The 26,791-nt window shown below is 40.5% G+C and carries 24 protein-coding genes; 11 read left to right on the forward strand and 13 right to left on the reverse strand.

The genetic code is table 11. The annotated features are described in order from the left end of the window. Window positions 1-131: 131 nt before the first annotated feature. The 4 genes from recQ to AC0VZ5_RS13135 all read left to right on the forward strand — a co-directional run bounded on the left by recQ (window position 132) and on the right by AC0VZ5_RS13135 (window position 4,745). Window positions 132-1,955, forward strand: a complete 1,824-nt coding sequence (gene recQ / locus AC0VZ5_RS13120) for a DNA helicase RecQ (protein ID WP_475473181.1) — start codon at window positions 132-134, stop codon at window positions 1,953-1,955. 7 nt (window positions 1,956-1,962) lie between these two features. Continuing rightward, window positions 1,963-2,247 carry a DUF3630 family protein gene (locus AC0VZ5_RS13125; protein ID WP_010391549.1) on the forward strand — a complete coding sequence of 95 codons (285 nt, stop codon included), beginning with the start codon at window positions 1,963-1,965 and terminating at the stop codon, window positions 2,245-2,247. Window positions 2,248-2,386: 139 nt separating this feature from the next. Beyond that, the gene (locus AC0VZ5_RS13130) at window positions 2,387-4,105 is read left to right on the forward strand and encodes a POTRA domain-containing protein (RefSeq protein WP_475473184.1); all 1,719 of its coding nucleotides are present in this window, start codon (window positions 2,387-2,389) and stop codon (window positions 4,103-4,105) included. Between the two features lie 64 nt (window positions 4,106-4,169). Further along, on the forward strand, window positions 4,170-4,745 hold the full coding sequence (locus AC0VZ5_RS13135; protein ID WP_010391553.1) for a mechanosensitive ion channel domain-containing protein: 576 nt from the start codon (window positions 4,170-4,172) through the stop codon (window positions 4,743-4,745). A gap of 53 nt (window positions 4,746-4,798) precedes the next feature. On the opposite strand, the gene AC0VZ5_RS13140 is transcribed toward AC0VZ5_RS13135, so the two are convergent. From AC0VZ5_RS13140 to AC0VZ5_RS13150, 3 genes are all read right to left on the reverse strand, one after another. Then, window positions 4,799-5,857, reverse strand: a complete 1,059-nt coding sequence (locus tag AC0VZ5_RS13140) for a succinylglutamate desuccinylase/aspartoacylase family protein (protein WP_198523671.1) — start codon at window positions 5,855-5,857, stop codon at window positions 4,799-4,801. Beyond that, window positions 5,844-6,749, reverse strand: a complete 906-nt coding sequence (gene rimK, locus AC0VZ5_RS13145) for a 30S ribosomal protein S6--L-glutamate ligase (protein WP_008467750.1) — start codon at window positions 6,747-6,749, stop codon at window positions 5,844-5,846. Before rimK ends, AC0VZ5_RS13140 begins: the two co-directional genes overlap by 14 nt. A 66-nt stretch (window positions 6,750-6,815) precedes the next feature. Continuing rightward, window positions 6,816-7,238, reverse strand: coding sequence for an ATP-dependent zinc protease family protein (locus tag AC0VZ5_RS13150; protein WP_010391555.1), 423 nt, complete (start codon window positions 7,236-7,238; stop codon window positions 6,816-6,818). A 249-nt stretch (window positions 7,239-7,487) separates the two neighbouring features. Here AC0VZ5_RS13150 and AC0VZ5_RS13155 point away from each other — a divergent pair, with 249 nt between their 5' ends. After that, complete coding sequence (locus tag AC0VZ5_RS13155; protein WP_475473187.1) at window positions 7,488-8,459, forward strand: zinc transporter ZntB; 972 nt, start codon at window positions 7,488-7,490, stop codon at window positions 8,457-8,459. 68 nt (window positions 8,460-8,527) lie between these two features. On the opposite strand, the gene rraB is transcribed toward AC0VZ5_RS13155, so the two are convergent. From rraB to AC0VZ5_RS13200, 9 genes are all read right to left on the reverse strand, one after another. Next, on the reverse strand, window positions 8,528-8,863 hold the full coding sequence (gene rraB, locus AC0VZ5_RS13160) for a ribonuclease E inhibitor RraB (protein WP_008110603.1): 336 nt from the start codon (window positions 8,861-8,863) through the stop codon (window positions 8,528-8,530). After that, window positions 8,863-9,576, reverse strand: coding sequence for a 1-acylglycerol-3-phosphate O-acyltransferase (locus tag AC0VZ5_RS13165; RefSeq protein WP_178956564.1), 714 nt, complete (start codon window positions 9,574-9,576; stop codon window positions 8,863-8,865). The genes rraB and AC0VZ5_RS13165 overlap by 1 nt, the downstream gene beginning before the upstream one ends. Before the next feature lie 175 nt (window positions 9,577-9,751). Further along, window positions 9,752-12,040, reverse strand: a complete 2,289-nt coding sequence (gene parC, locus AC0VZ5_RS13170; protein ID WP_138608435.1) for a DNA topoisomerase IV subunit A — start codon at window positions 12,038-12,040, stop codon at window positions 9,752-9,754. Window positions 12,041-12,050: 10 nt separating this feature from the next. Next, window positions 12,051-13,145, reverse strand: coding sequence for a PQQ-dependent sugar dehydrogenase (locus AC0VZ5_RS13175; RefSeq protein ID WP_475473191.1), 1,095 nt, complete (start codon window positions 13,143-13,145; stop codon window positions 12,051-12,053). Between the two features lie 32 nt (window positions 13,146-13,177). Beyond that, complete coding sequence (parE, locus tag AC0VZ5_RS13180; protein WP_024600809.1) at window positions 13,178-15,067, reverse strand: DNA topoisomerase IV subunit B; 1,890 nt, start codon at window positions 15,065-15,067, stop codon at window positions 13,178-13,180. A gap of 20 nt (window positions 15,068-15,087) precedes the next feature. Beyond that, entirely contained in the window at window positions 15,088-15,651 is a 564-nt protein-coding gene (locus AC0VZ5_RS13185; RefSeq protein WP_475473194.1) for a YqiA/YcfP family alpha/beta fold hydrolase, read from the reverse strand. Next, on the reverse strand, window positions 15,636-16,421 hold the full coding sequence (locus tag AC0VZ5_RS13190; RefSeq protein ID WP_138608427.1) for a metallophosphoesterase: 786 nt from the start codon (window positions 16,419-16,421) through the stop codon (window positions 15,636-15,638). Before AC0VZ5_RS13190 ends, AC0VZ5_RS13185 begins: the two co-directional genes overlap by 16 nt. Next, window positions 16,408-16,866: a DUF1249 domain-containing protein gene (locus tag AC0VZ5_RS13195; protein WP_138608425.1), complete on the reverse strand. Its 459-nt coding sequence runs from the start codon at window positions 16,864-16,866 to the stop codon at window positions 16,408-16,410. The genes AC0VZ5_RS13190 and AC0VZ5_RS13195 overlap by 14 nt, the downstream gene beginning before the upstream one ends. A gap of 30 nt (window positions 16,867-16,896) precedes the next feature. Continuing rightward, window positions 16,897-17,523 (reverse strand): NUDIX domain-containing protein, encoded by a 627-nt coding sequence (locus AC0VZ5_RS13200; RefSeq protein ID WP_138608423.1) that lies wholly within the window; start codon window positions 17,521-17,523, stop codon window positions 16,897-16,899. 205 nt (window positions 17,524-17,728) lie between these two features. Here AC0VZ5_RS13200 and tolC point away from each other — a divergent pair, with 205 nt between their 5' ends. From tolC to AC0VZ5_RS13215, 3 genes are all read left to right on the forward strand, one after another. Next, window positions 17,729-19,087, forward strand: coding sequence for an outer membrane channel protein TolC (tolC, locus tag AC0VZ5_RS13205; RefSeq protein WP_138608421.1), 1,359 nt, complete (start codon window positions 17,729-17,731; stop codon window positions 19,085-19,087). A 372-nt stretch (window positions 19,088-19,459) separates the two neighbouring features. Next, the gene (gene lpxL, locus AC0VZ5_RS13210) at window positions 19,460-20,383 is read left to right on the forward strand and encodes an LpxL/LpxP family Kdo(2)-lipid IV(A) lauroyl/palmitoleoyl acyltransferase (RefSeq protein WP_069439864.1); all 924 of its coding nucleotides are present in this window, start codon (window positions 19,460-19,462) and stop codon (window positions 20,381-20,383) included. A gap of 37 nt (window positions 20,384-20,420) precedes the next feature. Then, window positions 20,421-20,993 (forward strand): toxin co-regulated pilus biosynthesis Q family protein, encoded by a 573-nt coding sequence (locus AC0VZ5_RS13215; protein ID WP_138609258.1) that lies wholly within the window; start codon window positions 20,421-20,423, stop codon window positions 20,991-20,993. 621 nt (window positions 20,994-21,614) lie between these two features. On the opposite strand, the gene glnE is transcribed toward AC0VZ5_RS13215, so the two are convergent. After that, window positions 21,615-24,410, reverse strand: coding sequence for a bifunctional [glutamate--ammonia ligase]-adenylyl-L-tyrosine phosphorylase/[glutamate--ammonia-ligase] adenylyltransferase (gene glnE / locus AC0VZ5_RS13220; protein ID WP_475473197.1), 2,796 nt, complete (start codon window positions 24,408-24,410; stop codon window positions 21,615-21,617). Between the two features lie 78 nt (window positions 24,411-24,488). On the opposite strand from glnE, the gene AC0VZ5_RS13225 reads away from it, so the two are divergent. The 3 genes from AC0VZ5_RS13225 to rsmE all read left to right on the forward strand — a co-directional run bounded on the left by AC0VZ5_RS13225 (window position 24,489) and on the right by rsmE (window position 26,738). After that, complete coding sequence (locus AC0VZ5_RS13225; RefSeq protein WP_138609475.1) at window positions 24,489-25,382, forward strand: DUF350 domain-containing protein; 894 nt, start codon at window positions 24,489-24,491, stop codon at window positions 25,380-25,382. 77 nt (window positions 25,383-25,459) lie between these two features. Next, the gene (locus AC0VZ5_RS13230) at window positions 25,460-25,933 is read left to right on the forward strand and encodes a hypothetical protein (protein ID WP_138609474.1); all 474 of its coding nucleotides are present in this window, start codon (window positions 25,460-25,462) and stop codon (window positions 25,931-25,933) included. A gap of 70 nt (window positions 25,934-26,003) precedes the next feature. Next, the gene (gene rsmE / locus AC0VZ5_RS13235) at window positions 26,004-26,738 is read left to right on the forward strand and encodes a 16S rRNA (uracil(1498)-N(3))-methyltransferase (RefSeq protein WP_138609472.1); all 735 of its coding nucleotides are present in this window, start codon (window positions 26,004-26,006) and stop codon (window positions 26,736-26,738) included. Window positions 26,739-26,791 lie beyond the last annotated feature (53 nt).

The following is a 26,791-nucleotide window of genomic DNA, read 5'->3' on the forward strand; positions in this document are numbered from 1 at the left end:
TGTTTTAAGGTGGTACGATGAGTAAAGCACAACTTAAAGCTGTTGTAACCTCCTCGATTATCATTACCGATGTTTACACCAAATAATGAAAGCTAAAGACATCCTGATAAAAAACCACTAAAATAGCGCCGATGAATACACTAACTCCCTCTCCAAGTACGCTGGTGCGTAAACCTGAAACTGTACTCAAACAAGTGTTTGGTTACAGTGAATTTCGCGACGGTCAAAGTGCAGTAATTGATGCTGCGATTAACGGCCAAGACTCGTTAGTATTATTGCCTACCGGTGGTGGTAAATCGGTGTGTTACCAAATACCCGCACTAGTGTTAGAGGGGGTAACCATTGTTATCTCTCCGCTCATTTCTTTAATGCAAGATCAAGTAACTCAGTTACAAGCTCTAGGCGTAAAAGCCGCTTATATAAATAACAGCTTAGCCCGTGAAGAACAGCAGTTAGTCTATCAGCAGTTGCATCAAGGACTAATAAAATTACTTTATGTTGCCCCAGAGAAAGTGCTGCAAAGAGAATTTTTAGAGCGCTTATCGCATTTAAATGTCAGTTTGTTTGCTATTGATGAAGCACACTGCGTTTCTCATTGGGGACATGACTTTAGGCCTCATTATTTTAGGTTAAATGAATTAAAGCAACGCTTTGCACATGTACCTATGATGGCACTCACTGCCACCGCAGATAAAGCCACCCGCTTTGATATTGTTGAGCAACTCAAGCTACAGCAGCCATATATTCACACCGGTAGCTTTGACCGCCCTAATATTCGTTACACCATAGAAGAAAAATTTAAACCTATGGTGCAATTACTACGTTATTTGAAAGAGCAAAAAAATCAAAGCGGTATTATTTATTGCACCAGCCGCAAGCGAGTTGATGACATTGCTGAAAAGCTTGCCGATGCAGGTCTTAATGCGGCGGCTTATCATGCGGGAATGAGCAACGAACAGCGTCAATTTGTGCAAACTGGGTTTGCCCGTGACGATATTCAAATTGTGGTTGCCACCGTTGCCTTTGGTATGGGAATTAACAAGCCTAACGTACGTTTTGTACTGCACTATGACATTCCAAAAAGTATTGAAGCGTATTACCAGGAAACCGGTCGCGCTGGGCGTGATGGACTCGCTGCAGAAGCCATTATGTATTTTGACCCCGCCGATATAGGTAGGGTTAGACGCTTTTTTGAAGATATTGACGATGAACAACGCCGTCGTGTAGAAGAGCAACGCTTTAATGCCATGGCCAGTTTTGCCGAAGCGCAGACCTGCAGACGTCAAATATTATTAAACTACTTTAGTGAATACCAACGAGAGCCGTGCGGTAACTGCGATATTTGCTTAAATCCACCAAAAAGCTTTGATGGCACACTGGTGGCCCAACAAGCTCTTTCGTGTGTGTATCGGGCACAGCAACGATTTGGTTTAGGTTACATTGTAGAGTTATTACGCGGCGCAAATACCAGCCGCATTCGTGATAACAACCATCATGAACTCAGCACCTATGGCATAGGTAAAGATAAAAGCAGTGAGTTTTGGCTCAGTATTTTACGCCAACTTATTCACCAAGGGCTACTAAGCCAAGATATAACCCAAGGCGCATCACTACGGCTTACCGAAGCTGCACGCGCTATTTTAAAGAGTGAGTATGCGCTACAACTGGCTGAACCACGCCTACAAGCTAAGCACGTTTATCAGGATAAATTAGCGCAGTTTAATTACGATAAAAAGTTATTTGCTCGCCTACGTGCATTACGTAAAGAATTAGCCGATGCCGATGACGTACCCCCTTATGTAGTATTTAACGATAAAACGCTGGCCGAAATGGCGCAGCTTATGCCTACCAACGACAGTGAATTTTTAAAAGTGTCGGGGGTTGGTTTTACTAAATTAAACAAATATGGCGGTGAGTTTTTAACCGCAATTCGACATTATCTAGCAACGCAATAAGCCCCTTATGACCGAACTTGAATACGATCACACACATCAATGCATTATTGTTAAACCAACAGAGTTGCCACACGATGAAGACTTTGAGTTATGGGGAACGTTTTTTTTGCACAGCGATGAAATTAGCATTAGTGAATTTGCAGCTGGGGCTGATCGTCACCAACTGCGTTTTAACTATGCTAACCACACTTTTAATTTAAATTTTGAGCATTACAGTCAAAGTGTGTGGATTAACGGCGAAGGTCAAGATGCCGACAACCTATTGGCAGCGTTAACATTTTATTTAAGCTAAGGCCACGTCTATTTATCGCTAATACCTTATAATTGCTATAAAAAATAAACTAAATTGGCACTTTTACTTACATATTAATAACAATGATGTAAGCTAAGAGTAAGTGTTTTATTTTGCAAAATAGCGCTAAAGAGGGTCAATGCTAAATAGAAAATGGATTGCACGTAGTTGTTTTAGCCTTTCTATTTTGAGTATGTTTATGCTCAGCGTTTGCGCGCAAGAAACGCCACTAGCCCAAAGCTGCCAAAATGACGATTCATTGAAAACTTCTGAAATTAACTTGCGTCGACAAATCGAGTCTCAACCTCCATCGCTTACAACAAATAGTAACGCTAAAATTGCCTCAATTAATCTTAAACAACTTAATGTTTTTAATACCGAACTCGAAGCTGAAAACAACGCACTGTTTCGCTTTGCTAATCGTGCACATATACAAACTGAGCCTGAGGTTATTAAAAGCATTTTATTGTTTAAAGCGGGTGATACTTTTAATCAAAAAACCTTGGCTGAATCAGAGCGGCTACTGCGTAAACAAAACTATTTATATGACGCACAAATTGTTGCCAACGAAAACTGCGATGGCGATGTTGATGTAACCGTGGTGACTCGCGATTTGTGGACTTTGCTACCCGAGCTTAGCTTTAGCCGCAGTGGTGGCGAAAATAAATCAAGTATCGGCTTTCGCGAGTCTAACTTATTTGGTTGGGGCAAACGATTATCGTTTGCTCGCAAAACCGACAGTGATCGTAATGGCTATTTATTTGTTTACGATGATCCAAATATCCTATCAACACGCTACAGAGGTCGTATAGAGTATGCCGATAACAGTGACGGTAAAAGTCACTTAGTTGAGCTTACTTACCCATTTTACGCCATTGATACACCCTATAGTTATGGTGCCCTGAGTTACTCTACCCAGCGAGAAGAGGCCCTGTATCTTAGGGGCGATAAATTTAGTGAGTTTGAACAGACCACCGATCTAAATCAGGTATTTTTTGGTCACTCTAAAGCCCTTAGCCATAACTGGACACAGCGCTTGAGCCTAGGTTATATCGATGAGCAACAAACATTTAAAAGCATCGATGAAACCACTGTGCCGCTAGCTGAAAATAGGCAGCTTAGTTATCCTTATGTAAGCGGCCACTGGTTTGAAGATAACTTTATAAAAGTGCGTAACTTTGACAGTATTTACCGTACCGAGGATTTAAATTTAGGTTGGAATATAAAAGCTACGCTGGGTTATTCTGATGAATCAATTAGTAACGACGATAGCCGCGCTATTTACTCGTTTAACTTTAACAAAGCACATTTTAGTGGTGATAATACGCTATGGCGGTTTCACGCAGATATTCAAGGTTATTGGAATAAAGAACAAAAACAGCTTGAAAACTTAATCACCACCAGCCAAATTCAATATTATTTAAATACCAGTATTGATCAGTCTTGGTATGTAAAAGCCAGGCTGCAATACGCAAAAAACCTCACCAACGATAAGCAGCTCACTCTCGGGGGCGAAACAGGTTTACGCGGTTACCCTATTGAGTTTCAACATGGCGATCGGAGTTTTTTAGTCAGCTTAGAAAAGCGCTACTATTGGGAGTATGACTTACTACAACTGTTTAAAGTGGGAGGCGCAGCCTTTCTAGATGTAGGTCGCGCATGGTATAACAATGACTCGAATACCCTGTATCAAATTGAAAACACACCTGTACTTAAAAATGTTGGACTCGGTTTACGCCTTGCGCCAAGCCGCGCCAATGCAGGTACCATGATCCACCTTGATATTGCCGCGCCACTAAATAAATATAACGATGTTGACTCGGTACAATGGCTACTGAGCGTTAAAAATTCTTTTTAAATCACTACTGCGCACAAAGCTAACACGTTACACTTTGCGCCTATCATTATTGTGAGAATACGTTTTGGAATTAATCTCTCTTTTAGAGCTTGTGAGCACACAATATAAGTTAATCGTAACTGTAATTGCGCTGTTGAGTTTTCCGTTACTGTTAAAGCTAACTAAAAAATTACTCGAAAAAGCCATTAGAGGTAAAATCGACTTACACAGAAAATACCGAGCAGAGTTACTATTAAAAATAATACTCGCCTTTGTTATGTTGTGTTTAGTATTAGTTTTTTGGGGAATAGAGCTGCGTGGTTTATTAGTATTAGGTTCTTCCTTATTTGCCATGTTAGGCGTTGCGCTGTTTGCTGCTTGGTCTCTATTGAGCAACTTAACCGCGTTTTTATTGATGTTTATTCAAAATGACTGCCGTGTAGGCTATTGGGTTAGAATCGTGGATGGTGCCAATGCCATTGAAGGACGCATTATTGAAATGGGGCTGATGAATGTATTACTAGAACACGTTGATGGGCATAGGGTGATTTATCCAAATAACTTGTTTGTTACCCGCCCAGTGTTAGTTCTCAATACAGAGCCAAAACCAACAAAGGCGCCTAAAATTAAACGTATTATTGGCCCAAAACCACGTAATTAAATAACAATTAAAAAAGCCGCTTAAGCGGCTTTTTTAATTTTTTACCAGTGAAGTTAATTATTCAGCTCAGCCGTTTTCAGTTCATCATCTAAGTCATTTATCTCATCAATAAACGTTTCTAGCTGCTGCTCTACCAGGCTATTTGCATGTGCAAAATAAGCAATGTGGAATACGGCATCGCCTTCATTTACTAGAGGCATGGTTTGCTGACCAATAATAATACCACTACGTGGAGCGAGTAATTCAAGCTCAGAGTCGCCAAGTGGGCTACTTATATACGCCAGTATTTGCCCCTTTGTGACACGTTCACCTAACGATACTTGCGCTCTTACTATGCCGTCAACCTCAGCACGTACCCAACTTGTTGAACCAGCAATAATCGGCTCAGGTAGTTTTTTTGGTCGTTTACCGCGCATCATTTTTAAATGGCGCATAACATAATCAACCCCTTGTACTCCCGCAGCAATCGCAATCGGGTCAAAGCGCAGCGCCTCACCGGCTTCGTAGGTAATAACGGGTATGCCCAAATTAGCCGCTTCACTACGTAGTGAACCATTGCGCAGTGATGCGTTAATTACAGCTGGTGTGCCAAAGGCCTTAGCCATTTGCGCTGTAGCTTCATCGGCTAAATTAGCACGTATTTGCGGTAAGTTAGTACGGTGAATCGCCCCCGTATGTAAATCTATAATATGCGTACAGTGCACAGCAACTTGGTTAAAAAACATATACGCCATACGACCTGCTAACGAGCCACGTTCAGAGCCTGGAAAGCTTCGGTTCATATCACGACGGTCAGGCAAGTAACGCGACTTATGAATAAAACCAAATACATTCACAATCGGCACCGCTATTAATGTGCCTCGTAGCTGGCTAGGGTCGATTTTAGCCAGTAGCTGGCGCACTACTTCAACTCCATTTAGCTCATCGCCATGTATTGCCGCACATACCATCAATACAGGACCTTCCATTACACCATTGACCACTTCAATAGGAATATTAAGCGGTGAATGGGTATAAAGCTTTGCAGCTTCCAGCGCCAGTGATTTTCGCTCACCCACGCCAATACTTTCACCTAATAAGGTAAAAGGACGGTTAATTTTAACCTTTGCCACGTGTTGCTGTTCCTTTCACTGAGGCCGTTTTTTCGATGAAATCAATCACCATACCCGCGATATCTTTACCTGTTGCCACTTCAATTCCCTCAAGGCCTGGCGATGAATTTACTTCCATAACCAAAGGACCACGAGATGAGCGAAGTAGGTCAACGCCAGCAACGTTTAAGCCCATTGCTTTTGCCGCTGCAACCGCTGTTTTACGCTCTTCTGGGGTAATACGCACCAGTGTAGCACTACCACCACGATGAAGATTAGAGCGGAACTCGCCTTCTTGCGCTTGGCGTTTCATTGCTGCAATCACTTTATCACCCAGTACAAAACAACGAATGTCTGCACCGCCAGCTTCTTTAATATACTCTTGCACCATGATATTGGCTTTTAAGCCCATAAATGCTTCAATAACACTTTCAGCTGCTTTACGTGTTTCAGCCAATACCACACCAATACCTTGAGTACCTTCCAGTAATTTAATAACAACCGGTGCACCGCCTACCATTTCTAATAAATCTTTTACGTCATCCGGCTTGCTGGCAAAGCCTGTGACCGGCATACCTACACCTTTACGTGATAGTAATTGCAAAGAACGTAATTTATCGCGAGAGCGAGAAATAGCCACAGATTCATTAACAGGGAACACTCCCATCATTTCAAATTGGCGTAATACAGCACAACCATAAAATGTAACCGATGCACCAATACGTGGCACGATAGCATCGAAATCTTTTAGATTTTCACCACGATAATGAATTTCAGGTTGCTCTGAGTTTATGTTCATATAAGAGCGTAACGCATCAATAACTTTCACTTCATGTCCGCGCGCCTCAGCAGCTTCAATTAAACGACGCGTTGAATATAATTTTTTGTTACGAGATAAAATACCAATTTTCATAGTTAAAACCTTAACTAAATTATGTTGAGTAAGCACATGTAAGTGTATTTACTACTCAACGAATCCTTATAATAAGTGTGATAAAGCCGGATCAACGACTATACGATTTTCCATTGCTGTGCGCCCTAACAACATTCTAAACTTCATTGACGCACGACTTGTTAATGTAATTTCTATTGGCCAACTAAATTCGCCTGCATGCAATGTAGTTTCAATAAAGTAACGCAATTCTTTTTGGCCACTAGAGCTGGTAACGTACTTCATTTTTTTAACTTTGGCATTGCAGGTAATTTGCGTTTGCTCGTCTTCTTGCAATGGTTGGGCTGTAAATTTAACCCACTTTTCGCCATCTACTTCGTACTCTTCAATATTAATTGCATGAATACAGGAAGTACGCGCACCAGTATCTATTTTTGCTTTAATTTGCTCGATACCTAGCTCGGGTAAACTTAACCACTCACGCCAACCAACTGTTATTTTTGTCGTCATAAATGCGCCCTTAGTAAAAAAGTGTTTTATACGCTACCGCTAATAAAACACCAGCAAAATAAATTCATCCACTCGATAAGTCGATTTGATTGATCTTTTAAGTTTACTCGGTTAACAATGCCCTCTAATGTGTACACTTAACCATAGGCTAAAAAATAACTTTTTGTTGCTTAACTCTTCAAAGTAAAGCTAAGTTAAATACACTACAGTAAAACTGTATTAAAAACATACTATTTATGAGAAATTATTATGATTAACGGCTTACTTCATGCGCTTATTCTTGATGAACAAGGCGGCGCTCGCCCAATAGAAAACAGTAAACAATTACATCAATGGCAACCTACTGATGGAAAACTGTGGGTACATATGGATTACAGTCAAAAAGAAGCCGTTGATTGGTTAAAAAACTGCGGCCAATTAAACGACTACGAACTTGAATCACTTACCGCAGATGAAACACGCCCTCGTATTACTCCTACAATGAATGGCCATATGCTGTTTTTACGTGGAATCAATTTAAATCCAGCGCAAAGCCCTGAAGACATGGTGTCTATTCGCTTATTTATTAATAAAGATGTGGTGATCACTACCCGTAAGCGCCGATTATTGTCAGTGCAAGATATTTTAACCTCGTTGAATAATAATGAGGGGCCTAGCAGTATTTCTGAACTAGTGTGTAGCTTAGCGCAAAAGTTAACTTCACGTATGCAAACGGTAATAGATGAACTAGATGAAAGCTTAGATGAGTTTGAAGAAGAAATTGATGAGCCTAGTAAAAAGTTTGATAACCAGGGCTTGTCGCAACTTCGCCGTCAAACAATCGCGCTAAAACGGTACTTAAAACCACAAAAGGAAGCGCTCAGCAACATGGTTAATAATCATTACTCGTGGCTGTTTGACGATGATAAAGCCAAGCTAAATGAAACCACCAATTTACTTATTCGCTATTTAGAAGAGCTCGATAGTTCAATAGAGCGTGCACTCGTTATTCAGCAAACCATTACTAACCAAGTGTCTGAGCAATTAAATCAGCGTATGTATGTGATGTCGGTGGTGGCTGCTTTATTTTTACCACTGGGATTTTTGACTGGGTTATTGGGGGTCAATGTTGGCGGTATACCTGGCACAAACAGCCCATATGCATTCACTGCATTTGTGGTGTTTTTGGTTGTTTTGACTGGTGGGATTGGTATTTACTTTAAAAATAAAAAGTGGCTGTAATTACAATACAGATCCAATAAGACACAAAAAAGGCGAACATAATTGTTCGCCTTTTGCATTGGTAACCCTTACTCTTGAAAGTAAGTGCCCCAACCGTCGTATTCTACGTCGCATTCAACAGCGAGTTGTGCAAGCTTATCAACGTCTTCCATTATAACGTCAACATCTAATTCGGCTTCAACAACAATGTCAAAACTCCAAATCTTTTCGCCGTCTTCAAGCTCAAGTTCTGCTGGCTCTTCTACATCGTAACCTAGTTTAAACGCAGCAAGTGCAGCTTGTTCTAACTTAGTAAAGTCTTCACATACAAAGTGGTGTTCTACTTCATAAAGAATTTCCGGGTCGGAACCATCTTCAAGTAATGAAGTTACGATGTCTTCACTTATTTCACGCCAGTTTTCCATTATTTCTCTCTCACTTGAGCATCTAATTCTGTTATTTTAGCAGCCATAATGCTGTGCACACTTTTAGCATGTTCACGTGCACTGATACTGTTATCAAGTGCTATGGGGGCTAACATTTCAATGTAAATTGTACCATTATCCCAGCGATTTAGTTTAATGGTTTTATCGGTTGTGTTCATACATACTGGCACAACAGGTACCTCTGCACTCATTGCTGTATGAAACGCACCGGTTTTAAAGGGGAGTAAACCACGACCATAACTACGCGTCCCCTCAGGGAACATCCACACCGATAAGCCTTTTTGTTTTATTTTAGCCGCTGCTTTAGAAATAGTGCCTGCCGCTTTAGAGCGATTTGCTCTGTCGATTAAAATATTACCCGACAACCAATAAAGCTGACCAAAAAATGGGATCCACTTCAGACTTTTTTTGCCAACACTCACACAATTTTTTGGCACCATGGCTGGAACAGTAAATAAGTCATAGCTATTTTGATGATTCGCTACATACACAGCAGGCCCCACCTTAAGCGCATCGGGATGATATTTTAGTTCTAATTTAACCCCAAGCATTTTAGCCATTGAACCAAACCAACTTGCAATAACGTGCACATTATTAGGATGAAATGGTCTAAATATTGATAATAACAAACCAAAAAAACAACTTAACAATATAAACAACAGCATTATTAAAATACGTATAACAGCTAGCAAATGCGCCTCTCCAATATAACCACAATCATGTATTGCTCTATTATAACGTTATTTTGTTGCGTAGACGAGAAAATAGCGCACAAGCGTGCGCTGAAATAAAACAGTCATAAAAAAACGGCTTACCTAGGTAAGCCGTTTTCTAATTTCATCTAATTTGATCTCAGGATTAACTTGGCTATGCGTCTGAGCTTGGTTCATCTACTTGCTGCGGTGTTAACTCTACCACAGCTTCATCTACGCGCTGTAAACCACGAGGTAACTTATTCCCTCTGCGGCCTCGCTCGCCATGGTAATGCTCAAGATCGCTTGGTTTAAGGGTCAGCTTACGCTTACCTGCATGCAGCGTTACACTGCTGCCTTGCGGCACAACAGCTAATACTTTTACAAACTCTTCGCGGGCTTGCACTTTCGCACCCGGAATAGAAATAATTTTATTGCCCTTACCCTTACCTAGCTTAGGGAGGTCTCGCAGTGGGAATAACAACATCCGCCCTTCGTTAGAAATAGCCATACAGTAGTCAGTAGCCACGTCGTTAACGCGAATTGGAGAAAGTAATACACCACCTTTTGGCACACTCACTAACGCTTTACCGTTTTTGTTTTTACTCACTAAATCTTTAAAGTCAGTAATAAAGCCATAACCAGCGTCGGAGGCCATTAACAACACTTGAGTGTCTTCACCCATAACTACGTGCTCAAAGCTTGCGCCTGAGGTTAGATTAAAGCGCCCTGTCATTGGCTCGCCTTGGCTTCGCGCTGAAGGGAGACTGTGAGCATCAGTGGCAAATGCACGCCCGGCTGAATCTAAAAATACCGCAGGCTGATTACTTTTACCTCGAGCTGATGCTCTATAGCCATCACCAGCTCTGTAATTTAATCCTTCCACATCTAAATCATGCCCCTTACCAACACGTGCCCAGCCTTTATCTGATAGCACCACGGTTACTGACTCTGATGGTATTAAATCTTTTTCGCTCAGTGCTTTGGCTTCTACACGCTCAATCACAGGCGAGCGGCGATCATCACCATACATTTCTGCAGCTTCTTGAATTTCTTTTTTCAATAAGGTCGACATGCGACGGTCTGAGCCCAGTGTTTGCTCTAATTTGTCACGCTCTTTCGCCAATTCATCTTGCTCACCACGAATTTTAAACTCTTCAAGTTTTGCCAAATGGCGAAGTTTTAATTCTAAAATGGCTTCTGCTTGAATATCGGTTAAATCAAAGCGCTCCATCAATATTGGTTTAGGCTTATCTTCAGAGCGGATGATTTCTATAACTTCATCAATATTTAAAAAGGCAGCTAGTAAACCTTCTAAAATATGTAATCGTGCCAGCACTTTATCAAGTCGATATTGCAAGCGACGACGTACCGTTTCGCGTCTAAAGGTTAACCACTCTGTTAAAATACTTCGTAAATCTTTAACCTGTGGACGGCCATCTAAGCCGAGCATATTTAAATTTACGCGGTAATTTTTTTCAAGATCGGTGGTGGCAAATAAGTGTGCCATTAATGGCTCAGCTTTAATTCGGTTTGAACGCGGCACAATCACAATGCGGGTCGGATTTTCATGATCAGATTCATCACGTAAATCGGCTACCATTGGCAACTTTTTAGCATTCATTTGCGCTGCAATTTGCTCAAGTACTTTTGCACCCGAACATTGATGCGGTAACGCAGTAATAACTATATCGCCTTGCTCTTCACAATACACAGCGCGCATTTTAATTGAGCCACGGCCAGTTTTATAAATTTTGTGAATATCAGCTTTTGGCGTAATTATTTCAGCATCAGTTGGGTAATCTGGCGCATGTACTAAATCCAGTAACTCTTCGAGCTCTGTTTTTGGTTTATCAAGTAATAAACAACAGGCACTGGCTACTTCACGCACATTATGCGGCGGTATATCGGTTGCCATACCTACCGCAATACCGGTGACACCATTAAGTAATATATGCGGTAAGCGCGATGGCAATACTAAAGGCTCATCCATGGTGCCGTCGAAGTTTGGCGTCCAATCAACGGTCCCTTGGCCTAACTCTTTAAGTAATACTTCAGAGAATTTAGATAAACGCGCTTCAGTATAACGCATTGCCGCAAACGACTTAGGATCGTCAGCTGCACCCCAGTTACCCTGACCATCAACTAACGGGTAGCGATAAGAAAACGGCTGCGCCATAAGTACCATGGCTTCATAACAGGCACTATCACCATGAGGATGGTATTTACCTAATACATCACCCACGGTACGGGCTGATTTTTTGTATTTAGCACTTGCCGATAATCCCAATTCACTCATCGCATAAATAATACGACGCTGAACGGGTTTTAAGCCGTCACCAACGTGCGGTAAGGCACGATCCATGATCACGTACATTGAATAATTTAAATAGGCGTCTTCGGTAAAACGCCCCATTGTTTGCTGTTCAATTCCTTGCATTAGCAAGGTATCTGTATCACTCATTAAAGCTTACCTAGTTTTTCTTATAGCTTACGCGGTAAATTACGTTTGCGTAATCATCGCTTACCAATAGACTGCCATCATTTAATTGTGCAAATGCAACAGGGCGTCCAAATGTCGTTTCGTCTTGCATAAAGCCGGTGATCAATGGCGTATATTTAGTTACTTTGGCATTTTCTATGGTTGCCACAGCCACTTTATAACCGACCTTTTTAGAGCGATTCCATGAACCATGCTCAGCAACAAACAACTGTTGTTTGTAGCTATCTGGGAACTGTTTGCCGGTATAAAAATGAATACCTAGTGGCGCAACATGCGCACCCAATGCCAATGCAGGTTGAGTGTAACTAGCAATATTTTTGCCTTCACCAAACTCAGGATCAACAATAACGCCACCATGCACGTATGGAAAACCAAAGTGCTCTTCTTCCTTAGTGACTAGGTTTAGCTCATCGGGAGGAATATCATCCCCCATCATGTCGCGGCCGTTATCGCTAAACCATAGCATTTGCGTACTAGGATGAAAGTCAAAACCCACCGTATTACGTACACCTTTGGCTAAAGTCGTTATTTCTTTGGTATCGGTATTTAACGAAAAAATACGGCCAAAGCGAGCATCTTCCTCACAAATATTACACGGTACGCCCACAGGAATTATCAGCTGGCCGTTTGGTGCAAAACGCAAAAATTTCCAACCATGATGACGCTCTGACGGTAAATCGCTATAAAACACTTCATACTCAGGGTTTTTGAGGTGTTTATCGATATTTTTAAAACGAATAATACGGTGCACTTCACCGACATATAAGTCACCGCCTTTAATTGCTAATCCCGAGGGCATATTTAATCCCTCTGCAATCACTATTTTTTTATCTGCCACGCCATCGCTGTTATGGTCAATCAGTGCATACACATTGCCCGCCTTACGAGAACCTGCATACACAATACCTCGGCTTGATACTGCAATTTGCCGTGCATTTTCAACATCATCAGCAAATAAGCTGATTTCAAAACCCGGTGCAGCGGTCAGCTTGTCGAGTATATTTTTCGCCATCACTGGCGATGATATTAAGCCGAATAACAACAGTGTGCTAAATAATTTATTCATTTGCCTCTCCTGTTTTAAAGCCCAAAGGCTTATTAAACTTGTGCCTTATTACCATGATCCTCTAGCCATTGACGGCGATCTGATGAGCGCTTTTTAGCGAGTAGCATATCCATCATTTCCATTGTTTGCTGCTCCTCATCAAGAGTGAGTTGCACTAAACGACGAGTATTAGGGTCCATAGTTGTTTCACGCAATTGTAGCGGGTTCATTTCACCCAAACCTTTAAAGCGTTGTACGTTTACTTTGCCACGTTTTTTTTCTGCTTCTATGCGCGCTAAAATACCGGTTTTTTCATCTTCATCCAGCGCGTAGTAAACATCTTTACCAATATCAATTCTAAATAACGGTGGCATAGCAACATACACATGGCCAGTTTTAACTAATTGTGGGAAATGGCGTACAAATAAGGCACACAGTAAGGTGGCAATATGCAGTCCATCGGAGTCAGCATCCGCTAATATACATATTTTATTGTAACGTAGTCCCGACATATCGGTTGAGTCAGGGTCAATACCTAGCGCGACTGAAATATCGTGCACCTCTTGAGAGGCCAAAATTTGCCCTGATTCAACTTCCCAAGTATTTAAAATTTTACCTCTTAGCGGCATAATTGCTTGGAACTCACGATCTCGCGCTTGTTTAGCTGAACCGCCTGCTGAGTCACCCTCTACTAAAAATAATTCCGTGCGGTCATTATCAGCAGCACTACAATCGGTCAGTTTGCCTGGTAATGCTGGGCCTGATGTAACTCGCTTACGTACTACTTTTTTAGCCGCACGTAAGCGACGCTGTGCATTTGAAATACATAGTTCAGAAAGTAGCTCTGCGGTGTCAGTGTGCTCATTTAGCCATAAGCTAAAGGCATCTTTTACTACACCCGATACAAACGCAGCACATGAACGTGATGAGAGTTTTTCTTTGGTTTGCCCTGCAAATTGTGGGTCTTGCATTTTAACCGACAACACATAACTACAACGTTCCCAAATATCATCTGGGGTGAGCTTTACGCCACGTGGTAATAAATTTCTAAACTCACAAAATTCACGCATCGCCTCTAAAAGCCCTTGGCGCAGACCATTTACATGGGTGCCCCCTTGCGCGGTAGGAATTAAGTTTACATAACTTTCGGCTATCGACTCACCACCTTCAGGCATCCATACTACCGCCCAATCAGCGCCTTCAATAGAACTTGAAAACTCACCCACAAATGGGTCTTTAGGTAGTATTTCGTAACCTTTAACGGCTTCAATTAAGTAATCTTTTAAGCCTGTTTCATAAAACCACTCTTGGGTTTCTTTCGTTTGTTTATTTACAAACTTAATACGCAAGCCTGGACATAAAACCGCTTTAGCTTTTAATAAGTGATTAAGCTTAGTCAAAGAAAAATTAGCAGAGTCAAAATAGCTGGTATCTGGCCAAAAACGTACCGTAGTACCAGTGTTGCGTTTACCCACTGAGCCAATAACATTTAAATCTTCAACTTTATCGCCATGCTCAAAAGCCATTCTAAATTGCTGCGCATCACGGCGAACCGTTACTTCCACGCGGGTAGATAGCGCATTAACAACCGAGATACCTACGCCATGCAAGCCACCAGAGAATTGATAGTTTTTGTTTGAAAACTTACCGCCGGCATGCAGCTTAGTAAATATTAACTCAACTCCTGGAATACCTTCTTCTGGGTGAATGTCAATTGGCATACCTCGGCCATCGTCACTCACCTCAAGCGAATTATCTTCATGTAAAATGACATCAATACGTGTTGCGTGCCCAGCCATTGCCTCATCAACACTGTTATCAATAACCTCTTGGCCTAAATGGTTTGGCCTTGTGGTATCTGTATACATGCCTGGGCGGCGTTTTACCGGCTCTAATCCATTAAGTACTTCAATGGCTTCGGCGTTATAATTTTGTTGAGTCATAGTTTTTATCTTTATATACGCTAATATCTGATTTTAAGAAAATCGACAATGCTTGAAAAAGCTCGCTCAAAGCCATTAAAGCTATGATCGCCGCCAAATTCAATTAACTGTTTACATTGTGAGTAATACTTTATTGCGTGCTGAAAATTTAACACTTCATCCCCTGTTTGCTGTAATAAGTACATCAGTTCAGGGTGTTTTAACTCTGTCACCGTTAATGCTTTTAACGCATCTATATGACGAGATTGTAATTGGTAATTATAATCTTGATACGGATTATAATTAGGCCCAAGTATAGGCTCTAATAATGTATATGGGGCAACGGCAGGATTAATTACCACCGCAGGAATTTGATAACGCTGCGATAAATACGTGGCAAAAAAACCACCTAGCGAGCTGCCCAATAATACGGTATTCGGTGTTAATAGTTGTTCAAGCACTATAATAGCCTCTACAGGCTCATGATTTAAACGCGGCACACAATAATCAACATCATAGTGTGCCATAAGCTCACCAAAGCGCACAGCTTTATATGATTTTTCAGAGCTATTAAAACCGTGAATATAAATTACCCGTTTAACCATACCACGTCCGAGTGTATGTGCAGCTGTTGTTGCTCAGCATTTAAATACAGCATGCGATAAGCTGACCCTTTATTTTCTTGCTGCCAAGTCTCACTGTGTTTACTAAACTGCACGCAACTTGCAGGAGTGGCGTACACATTAAGCCCTCTAAACTGCTGTTGGTAGTCATTGTGAACATGCCCATGAAACAGCGCATCAACGCGGCCATTATTAACTAATAAATTTAATAGTTGCGGCCCATTTTCTAGCATATGTTTATCTAGGTAGCCATTAATAGGCAATGGGTTGTGATGACAAAATGCAATGTGGCGATTGCTTGAATTAACTAAGCACGCCATAATTTCATCCAAATGTGTGGCGCTAACCCACCCTGCTGGTGTATCACCTTTAGAGTTAATTAATATTAGCTCAATTCCTTGTGCCACTATGTGTTTAGCGTGTTGTATTTGTCCACCACTAATTAAATTAAGCTGTTCAATCTCATCATGGTTACCAGGCACCCAAAATACGGGGCAATCAACGTCACTATTATGAATAAGTTCTGCAAATAATAAATACGAATTAAAGCTGTGATCTTGCGTTAGGTCACCACCAAATATCAACGCATCCGGCTGCTGCTTTGCTATATCGGCCAATGCTTTAACAAAATGTTCAGCGGTATTAACGCCAAAGTATTCAGCATCTTTATCACTAAAAAGGTGGCAATCAGTTAGGTGTGCAATTCGAAGCGTAGTTTGTTCAAAATAATAAGTGTCATCAAACCAAGCCATTATTTACATCCCAATTAAGTGTTGATTGACCTCTTTCAACACACGCTACCAACCAGTCATACAAAAAAGCATTTAACTGATATTTTTCATCTTTTTGATGCATTTTTGGGTTAGGGTAACCATAAGAAGGCTTAATTCGTTGGTGGTAGTCATGATGAACAATTTCAGCCACCTTCGCATCATTGTACAAACGTACCGTTAAATACAGCGGTGCAATGCCAACGAGCATGCCATTTAACTGTTTAATAGACACATCGAGTGTGTATTTGGCACTATCATCTATGTGAATTGCAAATTCACTGTGGCCTAATTTAATTTCTCTTACATTGCCAATCACTCGATCATGAGGCAGTAATTTTAAAAGGCGTACGTAATTGTGCTCACAAAGCGTTAAATACTTTGGAAGGCTTTGAATGTACCGATTAGTGGTTAAAATTGCTGTCAAAATACCGCCATTACTATTAAAAATTAAAAACTATGCCCACTTTTTACGTATCTTATCGCGATTTAGCGCTAACCATTGCAAGCTAATTACGGTAGCGGCATTATCTATTTCACCACTATTAAGTCGCTGCTGTGCTTCGTCTACGTGCATAATATGGGTTTTAATATCTTCACCTTCGGTTTCTAACCCATAAATGCCAGTACTCATTTGGCTTAAATCGGCGTGAGCTAAATATAAGAACAAACGCTCTGTAGTACCGCCGGGGCTTGAAAGGTAAGACAGCATAAACTCAAGTTCTGTTAAATTAAGCCCTGCTTCTTCAAACGCTTCTTTTTTAACAACCGCTTCGTAATCTTCACTGTCATCGGTCATACCCGCTATACATTCTAACAGCCAAGGCGTATGTTTGCTTTTAATTGCGCCAATTCGAATTTGTTCTATGAGCAATACTTGCTCAGTCACTGGATCATAAGGTAATACCGCGACCGCATCGCCACGCTCTAAAATTTCTCGACGAATAACCTCAGACTCTCCACCTGCAAACAAGGCATGCTGAAATTGATAAAGGTTTATTTTAAAAAACCCCTTATACAAATTTTCAACCGGTTTTAATCTCACATCATCATGGGTAAATTGAGTACGACTTTTATTCGCCATGTTTTTTATTTCCTTTTTGAAAGCGTAGATACATCAACGCCTTGATTGCAAGCCCCATTAAAACGCTAAATTGAGCGAATGAGGCGTGTTAGGTATATATTCTGTTACACTTGAGAACGTTGTTTTACTAATTTTTTTTTTAGTTATTAAGTAAAACAGGTTAACATGCCTGTAGTACAAAAATTGTCTAAGGACCGAACATCACATGAAAAAGAACATCCTTGCAGCACTGGTTAGTTTATCATGCGCATTGGGCTCAACCGTAGCCAATGCTGAAGATTTACTTCAAGTTTTTGAAATCGCAACAGCCAACGATCCTACCGTTTTAAAAGCAAAAGCCCAAGCTGATGCTCAATCATACCAAAGCGATCGCGCTATGAGCGCATTATTACCGCAAATTGGTTTGACTATGGGTTATACAAAGTCTGACTCAACTTCCTTCAGACAATCTGAAGATTTATCTTCTATTAATAAAATTAATTCTGAAAGCGACGAGTTTTCTCGTGGTATTAGCTTAAGCCAAACGTTATTTGATTTAGGCGCATGGAATTCATTAGGTATAGCCGACAAACAAGCACTTCAAGCAAGCGGCCAATACGACTTTGCCAAGCAAAACCTAATTGTTCGTGTTGCTGAGGGTTATTTTAACGTACTTAGCGCTATTGATAACCTTGAATTTGTACAAGCTGAAAAACGTGCCATTGAGCGCCAACTTGAACAAACTAAACAGCGTTACGCTGTAGGTTTAACAGCTATTACCGATGTACATGAAGCACAAGCACAATTTGATAACTCAGTAGCGCAAGAGATCATTGCTAATAATGCGGTAGAAACAGCCCGTGAGCAGCTACGTGAGATCACTGGTAAGTATCACGCAAAACTTGATATGTTAAACACCAAAACGTTTTCTACTGTTAAGCCAAGTACGCCTGCAACTGATTTAGTTAAAATAGCTAAAGACAAAAATTTGAATCTGCAGGTATCAAAAATCACGGTTGATATAGCTAAAGAACAAATTGAACTCGCAAAAGCAGGTCATTATCCAAAACTAACGTTAAATGCTAGCTACGGCGACTCATTGACAGATAGCGAGTCAAATGGCGTTAGTTTTGACGATCAACCTCGTTCAGATTCTAGCTCTATTGGACTAAACTTTAGCGTACCACTTTACTCAGGTGGCGCAACGGTTGCTGCAACAGATCAAGCACGTGCATTTTACGTTGCTGCTAGCCAAGATTTTGAAACCGATTATCGTGCAGTAACTCGCTCTGTAATTACTTCTTACAATCAAGTGGTATCTGACATTGCGACATTCAAAGCGCTTGAGCAAGCGGTTATCTCAGCAGAAAGCGCATTAAAAGCCACTGAAGCGGGTTTTGAAGTAGGTACACGTACAATCGTTGATGTACTGATCAGTACGCAAAACTTGTACAATGCAAAGCGTAATCTTGCTGATGTGCGTTATCGTTATGTTGTATCAACGCTTCGCTTAAAACAAGCGACAGGAACATTAAGCCGTGAAGATTTAGTGGGTATAAACCAAGGTTTAAATACTGTTAACTAAGCAGACGACTTCATTATAAATAATCACTTAAGCCAGCTTTTTGCTGGCTTTTTGTATTTTTTAACACATAGCGTTAAACTAGGGTCTGTTGACCTTTCAAGGTTAAATTTGCAGCAGCCTGTTTGGTATTAAGGCAAGGCAGAGCCTATGTGGTGTGGTTATTCCCCATTAATAGGCGATAACGCCGCATTAATGCCAAACAGGCGCTGCCCGAAGGGTTCTGCCTAGGGGCAATTAACTCTTTGTTGCTCGGTTTTTACTTAGCCCACTAGGTTACAAACCTCGCGCCGCGATTAAATTGCCCCTAGTTTGAACAAATATTAATCCGCAAAGGTCAACAGACCCTAGCCTTTTATTTTTAGAGAAATTTTTGTGGTTAACTCATCCCCTTTTAAAGCCTCTTTTTTAGGTCCTCGTTACTGGCTAACCTGGATTGGTGTTTTGTTTTTATATCTCATTTCTTGGTTACCGCAAAAACTACAATTAGCTATGGGTAAGCAGCTAGGACGCTTGGTTCATAAATATATGAAGCGTAGAAGGCATATTGCTGAGGTTAATATTAAACGCTGTTTCCCCACAATGAGCGAAGCCGAGCAACAACAACTGGTACTTAAAAATATGGAAAATACCGGTATTGCCATGGTTGAAACCGGTATGGCTTGGTGGTGGCCACAATGGCGGGTCAAAAAAGTACTCGGGTCAATAAAAGGGCTTGAGCACTTTGAGCGCGTACAACAATCAGGAAAAGGTGTTTTATTACTTGTTCCACATATACTTCATCTTGAAATGACAAGTCGTGTAATGGGTTTGAAGTGCCAAGGTATTGGCTTTTACCGCCCGCATAACAATCCGCTTATGGAATACTTTACCACCAATGGACGTCTTCGCTCTAATGAATACATGGTTGGGAAAAAAGACGTAAAAGGATTATTAAAATCATTAAAAAATAAAAAGCTGTGTTATTACTTACCCGATCAGGATTATGGCCGTAACCGCTGTGAGTTTGTGCCTTTTTACGCAGTACCCGATACAGCAACCACCACTGGTACACTAATGTTTGCAGGTAGTAAAAACTGCGAAACAATGAGCTTAATTGCTTACAGGGATAACAACGGAAAGTATCACTTAGAAATCGTACCTGAGCTTGAAAATTTCCCAAGCGGCGATGATAAAGCCGATGTAACACGTGTTAATCAGCGCATGGAGCAATCAATAAATGCCGCCCCTGAACAATATATGTGGTTGCATAGACGTTTTAAAACACGCCCAGATAAAGACGCTCCATCTTTTTATTAAAGATGGGTTATTAAAATAACAAAGACGAGTAACAGCCATGTGGTTTTGGATTAGATATATACTTTTAGCTTTATTGTTAATTGGTGCAGCCATTTACTTTTTACTAAATGGTACATCGTCACTCAATTATCAACAAACCACTAATGCTGCGGCTGAGGGGTTGTCGCGGTTTTATGCATCAATTAGAGATAGGATTACTACCGATAAAGACAATGACAAATTTGTAATTGAACTCGAAAAACCCGATCTTAGTCTCGACAGAGCGCTAAACCAGCGCTCTTTTGTAGTAGAACCCATGCCTTTAAATTGGAGTGGAGAAGTAGGCCCGCGTCGCTTTCAACCTGATTCAACCTTACGTACCGTTCTTACCCAATATGCTAATAACGAAGGGGTTACATTATTATGGTACTTAGATAAGGATTACGTTGTTAAAGATCACTTTCGAATCGATAGCAGTTTTAATTCCGCTTTATACCGCGTTAGCCGCTCTATTAATGATGACTTTTCAAATGAAGTATATGCATTCTTTTGCCCTAAACAACGTGCAGCGGTAATTACCGAGCTACCGTCTGAATTTGTACGTACACACTGTTTAAAGCTAAGTAATTAACTAGGGGTCTGTTGACCTTTCAAGGTTGAATTTGCAGCAGTCTGTTTGGTATTTAGGCAAGGCAGAGCCTATCTATACCCAAGTTGCCTTAATCTGCGAGTTTCAGTTGGAATTAAAAGCTATTTTGACAAGGCATTGATTGAAAATAATGGTTATTCCCTTGTTACAATCAATAACGCAGTATAAATAGCTTTTAAACCAACCCGCAGGGCGTTTCACAGAAACTTACTCCCTTTGTTGTTCCTTTTTAAAAGGGACGACCATTATTGCAAAGGGAACGCCTTGATATTAAGTCCCTGTGAAAAGCTGAATTCTGCATATTGAGGCAATTTGGGTATAATGTGGTTATTCCCCATAAATAGGCGATAACGTCGAATAAATGCCAAACAGGCGCTGCCCGAAGGGTTCTGCCTAGGGGCAATTAACTCTTTGTTGCTCGGTTCTTACTTATTCTTACATGGATGTAAGCCAGTAGAATAACGCAGGAGCAGTTATCGAGCCCACTAGGTTACAAACCTCGCGCCGCGACTAAATTGCCCCTAGTTTGAACAAATATCAATCCGCAAAGATCAACAGACCCTTGGCTTTATAAGCGCTCAATAGTCATTGAGCGCTTATAAATCAGTCCAACTCAAAAATAGCTTTCCAAACAGCAGTTACATTATTGATATCTTTACTAAAATCTTCACGTTTTACACAACGACCCTGCTGATCTAAGCTCAACACATGATAGCGTGAGCGATAATCTATATAAGCTTTAATAAGTTGCTGTTTCTGTGTGTCTGTAATGCAACCAATTTTAGCCGCGTCCGTTAAAATTCTGACATTGTCAGAATTGTCGCATAAGTGGTTAAACTCATGAGCGTACTTTAATACTAAATATTGGGTAATAAACTCAATATCGGTCATCGCCCCCACGTCTTGTTTTAAATCAAACTGCTGTTCGTTACCTTTAGCTAAATGACCACGCATTTTTTCGCGCATTTTAATTACGTCGGTCTTTAGCAGTTCAACATCACGTTTTTGACACAATATCTCGGCGCGAATTTGTGCAAAACGCGTTACTAATTCAGTTTGGCCTAAAATCAGTCTCGCTCTCACTAAAGCTTGATGCTCCCACGTCCATGCTTGGGTTTGTTGATAATGATTAAAACTCTCTAAGTTAATCGCTAATAACCCTGATGCCCCCTCTGGGCGAAGTCGAGTATCTAATTCATATAAAATACCTGAAGCAGTACGGGTATTAAATAAATGCATTAATCGTTGCGCTAGTTTTAAATAAAACTGTCTTGAGTCAATTGCTTTGTCGCCGCTGGTGTAGCTGGTACCGTCATGGTTATGCACGAACACTAAATCGAGATCAGAGTCATAACCCACCTCAAAACCGCCAGTTTTTCCATACGCAATAACGGCAAAGCCTTTATGCTCATCATCGGTATTGGGTGGCATGCCAAAACGTTTAACACAATGATACCAAGCAATATTAACAGCCTGATCAACTATTGCTTCTGCAAGTGCAGTTAAGTGATCGCTTACTTTCATTACATCAATTACGCCAGTGGCATCTGCGGCGGCAATACGTAATTGGTGGGTTTGTTTAAACTGACGTAATGCCTCCATTTGTTGTTCAAGATCGTCATGTTCAATACGTAAAAAATACTGTCTTATTTCATCTTTATATGCTGTTAATGGGGTCGGTTTGTATAGCACTGCAGGGTCGATAAGTTCATCGAGCAAAATGGGATACAATGAAATATGCTCTCCAATCCACTTACTATGGCAACAGAGCAAAACTAACTGCTTTAACGTTCCAGGGTTTTCATACAACAACTCTAAATAAGCGGTGCGCGAAATAATTTTATTTAGTATTTGGCATACCGTTGTAAACGCACTGGCAGTAGCATTAAAGTCATTTAATTGCTTGAGCAATGCAGGCATTAATTTATCAAGAATATCGCGTCCACGGTTGCCCACTTTGGCTTTAGATAGGCGCTGTTTGAAGTCATGTAATGGTGTTTGCCACTCTTCTCTTGGTTCATTCAAAAAGCTAACATCACCATGATCCCAAGTACTTATAAACGCGCCTTCACAAGTATCAAGTGGTTCGGTTTCTTCACCAATTACCTGAATAAACTCATTATTAATTTGCGCCATGACCTGTTCTATTTTTTCAATAGCTGAGTCAAAATTACCTTGCTTCAACAATACATTCAGCCGTTGCTGATTTAGCTCATCATCAGGCAGAGTTTGTGTTTGCTGATCATCAAAAATTTGTAGGTATTGCTCTACCTTACGCAAATAAAGGTAGTTATTTTTAAGCCCTCTGGCTTCATGCTCATCAATCACTTGGCTAATTGTTAGCTGCTCTAATGCAGTTAATAGAGATTGTGTTTGTAAATTTGCTTCTCTGCCGCCCCTGACCATTTGCAATGCTTGAACAATAAATTCAACTTCGCGAATGCCGCCACCACCTAGTTTAATATTATTAGTTAAGCGTTTACGACGCACTTCTTGGGCAATCATGAGTTTCATTTTTCTAAGCGATTCAATCACCGAAAAATCAATATAGCGGCGATAAACAAAAGGTCTCAACAAGGTATTAAACTCCTGCCAATAACGATTAGGCGTGCCAATTAAACGCCCTTTTAACATCGCATAGCGCTCCCAATCACGCCCTTGCTCTTGGTAGTAATCTTCAATGGCATTAAAGCTCATCACCAACGGACCACTTTCACCAAATGGACGCAGGCGCATATCAACCCGAAATACTTGGCCATCCACAGTACATTGGTTCAGGGCTGTAATTAGCTTTTGGGCCACTTTAGTATAAAAAACAGATGCTTCGAGCGAGCGACGACCGCCTTGGGTTTTAACGTTGCGGGGGTATGCAAAAATAAGGTCGATATCAGATGAATAATTGAGTTCTTGCCCACCTAACTTCCCCATGCCTAGTACCATTAATGGTAAAGAATTTTTGTCTTCATCTAATGGTTCACCATTAGTTTTAGCAACATTTTTGTAGGCCCATTGATTAGCACTGTTTATTAGTTTATTGGCAAGTTCACTAATGTATTTAATACTATCCGCAATTGAGTTTTCACAACATAAGTCTAAAAAAGCGACTTTTAGCCAGTACTTTTCGCGATATTGGCGCAGTAATTGATGACACTGCTGCTCTTCGACTTCATTTATATTAAGCGTTGCAAAGGGATCTGAAATTTCTCTATTGTTAATTTCAACTTCGCACAGCAACCAAGATAATAGCGAAGGTTGAGAACTTAAACTGCGCCAAGCAAAATCACTTAACGCTAATAAACGCACGATTTGCTGCTGGATTTGTTGTTCGGGATACAGCGCTGCAAAACGCGTTTCACCCAGTTTTTGTAATTCAATCGGAAGCTGCGTGTCGTTACTCATCAATACCCTCTTTTATCTCACCAATAACCATACTAGAATGGTTAAAAACCTATCAAGGTAAATCTATTTAGGAACACCATGTCATATTTATCATTATCTAACACTAGTTTAGTTGCGATTGCTATTAGTTTTGTGGTTATTTGTATTATTATCATAAGTTTAAGAATTGTGACTCAAATAAAAGCAAAACAAGCACTTAAAGAAGAATTAGCGCAACATGATAACTTTGCAATGGGAATTAGTTTTGCTTCTGAAATATCAGTGGTGATCGCCACAATGGCATTTTTGTTCGATGAAATTAGTGTTAGCACCGCTCAATCAAATCCACTGAAAGTCATTTTGTTAATTGTGCTGTTATTTTCGTTTATAAAAATGGGACATTTAATCCACCGTAAGTGGATATTACGCCGCTTTAATGAAGAAGCAGCTATATTAAAACAAAACGTTTGTGCGGCGCTGGTTGATTCAGGCATGCTGATTGCCAACTGCATTTTAGTATTGGGTTTATATACGTGGACACACACTCAAGGCTTTAGTAATTTATTAATAGCCTCGGTAAGCTTTTTTGTTTTACAAGGCATGTTTGCCCTAGACAGTAAAATACGCGAAAACCGCTTTGCTAAAGCCAACCAAGGGGCCTCATTGCAAAGTAACTTTGGTTTAGAAAACACCTCCATTGGTATTCGCTATGCGGGTAAATCAATAGGCTTAGCTCTTGCTGCGTATGCTGGTTTATCGAGTGCGGCGTTTCAAAACGGTAAAATGGTAGAGAACTTATTTACTTTGGTAATGCATTGCGGTGTGATGTGGCTGTTACTATACTGTTTAACGTATATTATAAAAATTATTTCAATGCCAAATATAGATACCGCACTTGAAGTCGATCATCAGGATAATATTGGCATTGCCTGTATTGAATTTGCTGTATTTTGTGCTATTGGTTATTTATTAATAAGTATGTTTTCAATTTAGTACCAAACTCATTAAATTTAGCCGTTGCTTAACGTCCCTATTTAATTGTTTGGTAAATTAACAGGGATTTTAGGTATATGGCAATTAAAACAGGAAGTTATCTATTAATTGATATAGATAACGAGTTCAGTCGAGCATTTGTAAAGTATTACATAAATACTAATGATGCTGCTAAAAAAGACATCATTATAGCCGGTGCGAACACGCAAAAGCTGGTTAAAATGATGTTTGATGAACTCGTTAAAGATTATTGCTATTGCGATATTGAGAACGAAATCAGTATTTCAGAACTGGCCAGCTACCTTCACGAACACCATAATGTTCAAGGCGTATTATTCAATCAAACAGATTATTTGCTCGCTGATGATACACAGCGCTTTATTTATAATTCATTACATGAAAAACGCTATATTATTAGTCAAACCAATCATGGCTATGACATTAACCCCATAAATGAAGAGTGCCATTCAAATCATTTGTCCTGTGATACCGATATAGCCCAAACCGCACAAGAACTAACAGAGCTTGCAGTCCCTGAATATGAAAAATAAATAATTGCACCCAAGCCTTTGCTTACTTACCATAGAGGGATATAACTTCTATGTAAAAAAGTGATTTGCCATGCGAGTGCCTCATATTTATCAATCATCACCAATTGCCCTTAATACTCCTTTAAACCTTGACGATGATGCTGCAGGGCACATAGGTCGAGTGTTGCGCATGAAAGTGGGCGAACAGGTTTCTATTTTTAATGGTGAAGGCGGAGAATTCCTCAGTGAAATTATTGAGGTGAGTAAAAAGAGCGTGGTTGTTATGCCACTTGAATTTAATCCTCATGACGTTGAATCACCATTAAAAATTCATTTAGGCCAGTGCGTATCCCGTGGTGACAAAATGGATTTTACCATTCAAAAGTCTGTTGAATTAGGGGTCACTGAAATCACTCCTATTTTTAGCCAGCGCTGCGGCGTAAAACTAAGTGGCGACCGCTTAGAAAAAAAACACCAGCAATGGCAAAAAATAGCCATTGCCGCATCAGAGCAATCTGGGCGCAACTTTGTGCCAAAAGTACACTCACCTGTTGATTTAAAAACCTGGCTTGAACAGCAAACAGCTGCCATTAAATTAACTTTGCATCCTCGCGCCGAACACAGTATTAAAACTATTACCATTCCCGATGACGGCGTGCGCTTTTTAGTAGGGCCGGAAGGCGGATTTACTGACGATGAAATAGCACAAACAAAGCAACAAGAATTTGTAGATATTCGCTTAGGCCCGCGGGTACTTCGCACAGAAACAGCAGCGTTAACCGTTTTAAGCGCACTGCAATTACAATTTGGCGATTTAGCTAATTGAAATAACAAAAAGCACCCACATATCAAGATTACAGTTGTAAAAAACACATAAAT

This window comes from Pseudoalteromonas sp. QJM3NY_12 (genome assembly GCF_056173165.1).

Excerpts from the sequence above, each read along its gene's own strand:
- AC0VZ5_RS13125 (WP_010391549.1), top strand. The coding sequence starts at position 1,963 with ATGACCGAACTTGAATACGATCACACACATCAATGCATTATTGTTAAA.
- AC0VZ5_RS13155 (WP_475473187.1), top strand. The coding sequence starts at position 7,488 with ATGATTAACGGCTTACTTCATGCGCTTATTCTTGATGAACAAGGCGGC.
- AC0VZ5_RS13230 (WP_138609474.1), top strand. The coding sequence starts at position 25,460 with ATGGCAATTAAAACAGGAAGTTATCTATTAATTGATATAGATAACGAG.
- glnE (WP_475473197.1), bottom strand. The coding sequence starts at position 24,410 with ATGAGTAACGACACGCAGCTTCCGATTGAATTACAAAAACTGGGTGAA.
- recQ (WP_475473181.1), top strand. The coding sequence starts at position 132 with ATGAATACACTAACTCCCTCTCCAAGTACGCTGGTGCGTAAACCTGAA.
- parC (WP_138608435.1), bottom strand. The coding sequence starts at position 12,040 with ATGAGTGATACAGATACCTTGCTAATGCAAGGAATTGAACAGCAAACA.
- rraB (WP_008110603.1), bottom strand. The coding sequence starts at position 8,863 with ATGGAAAACTGGCGTGAAATAAGTGAAGACATCGTAACTTCATTACTT.
- tolC (WP_138608421.1), top strand. The coding sequence starts at position 17,729 with ATGAAAAAGAACATCCTTGCAGCACTGGTTAGTTTATCATGCGCATTG.
- AC0VZ5_RS13200 (WP_138608423.1), bottom strand. The coding sequence starts at position 17,523 with ATGGCGAATAAAAGTCGTACTCAATTTACCCATGATGATGTGAGATTA.
- rsmE (WP_138609472.1), top strand. The coding sequence starts at position 26,004 with ATGCGAGTGCCTCATATTTATCAATCATCACCAATTGCCCTTAATACT.
- AC0VZ5_RS13225 (WP_138609475.1), top strand. The coding sequence starts at position 24,489 with ATGTCATATTTATCATTATCTAACACTAGTTTAGTTGCGATTGCTATT.
- AC0VZ5_RS13175 (WP_475473191.1), bottom strand. The coding sequence starts at position 13,145 with ATGAATAAATTATTTAGCACACTGTTGTTATTCGGCTTAATATCATCG.
- AC0VZ5_RS13185 (WP_475473194.1), bottom strand. The coding sequence starts at position 15,651 with ATGGTTAAACGGGTAATTTATATTCACGGTTTTAATAGCTCTGAAAAA.
- AC0VZ5_RS13190 (WP_138608427.1), bottom strand. The coding sequence starts at position 16,421 with ATGGCTTGGTTTGATGACACTTATTATTTTGAACAAACTACGCTTCGA.
- AC0VZ5_RS13215 (WP_138609258.1), top strand. The coding sequence starts at position 20,421 with ATGTGGTTTTGGATTAGATATATACTTTTAGCTTTATTGTTAATTGGT.
- AC0VZ5_RS13130 (WP_475473184.1), top strand. The coding sequence starts at position 2,387 with ATGCTAAATAGAAAATGGATTGCACGTAGTTGTTTTAGCCTTTCTATT.
- rimK (WP_008467750.1), bottom strand. The coding sequence starts at position 6,749 with ATGAAAATTGGTATTTTATCTCGTAACAAAAAATTATATTCAACGCGT.
- parE (WP_024600809.1), bottom strand. The coding sequence starts at position 15,067 with ATGACTCAACAAAATTATAACGCCGAAGCCATTGAAGTACTTAATGGA.
- AC0VZ5_RS13150 (WP_010391555.1), bottom strand. The coding sequence starts at position 7,238 with ATGACGACAAAAATAACAGTTGGTTGGCGTGAGTGGTTAAGTTTACCC.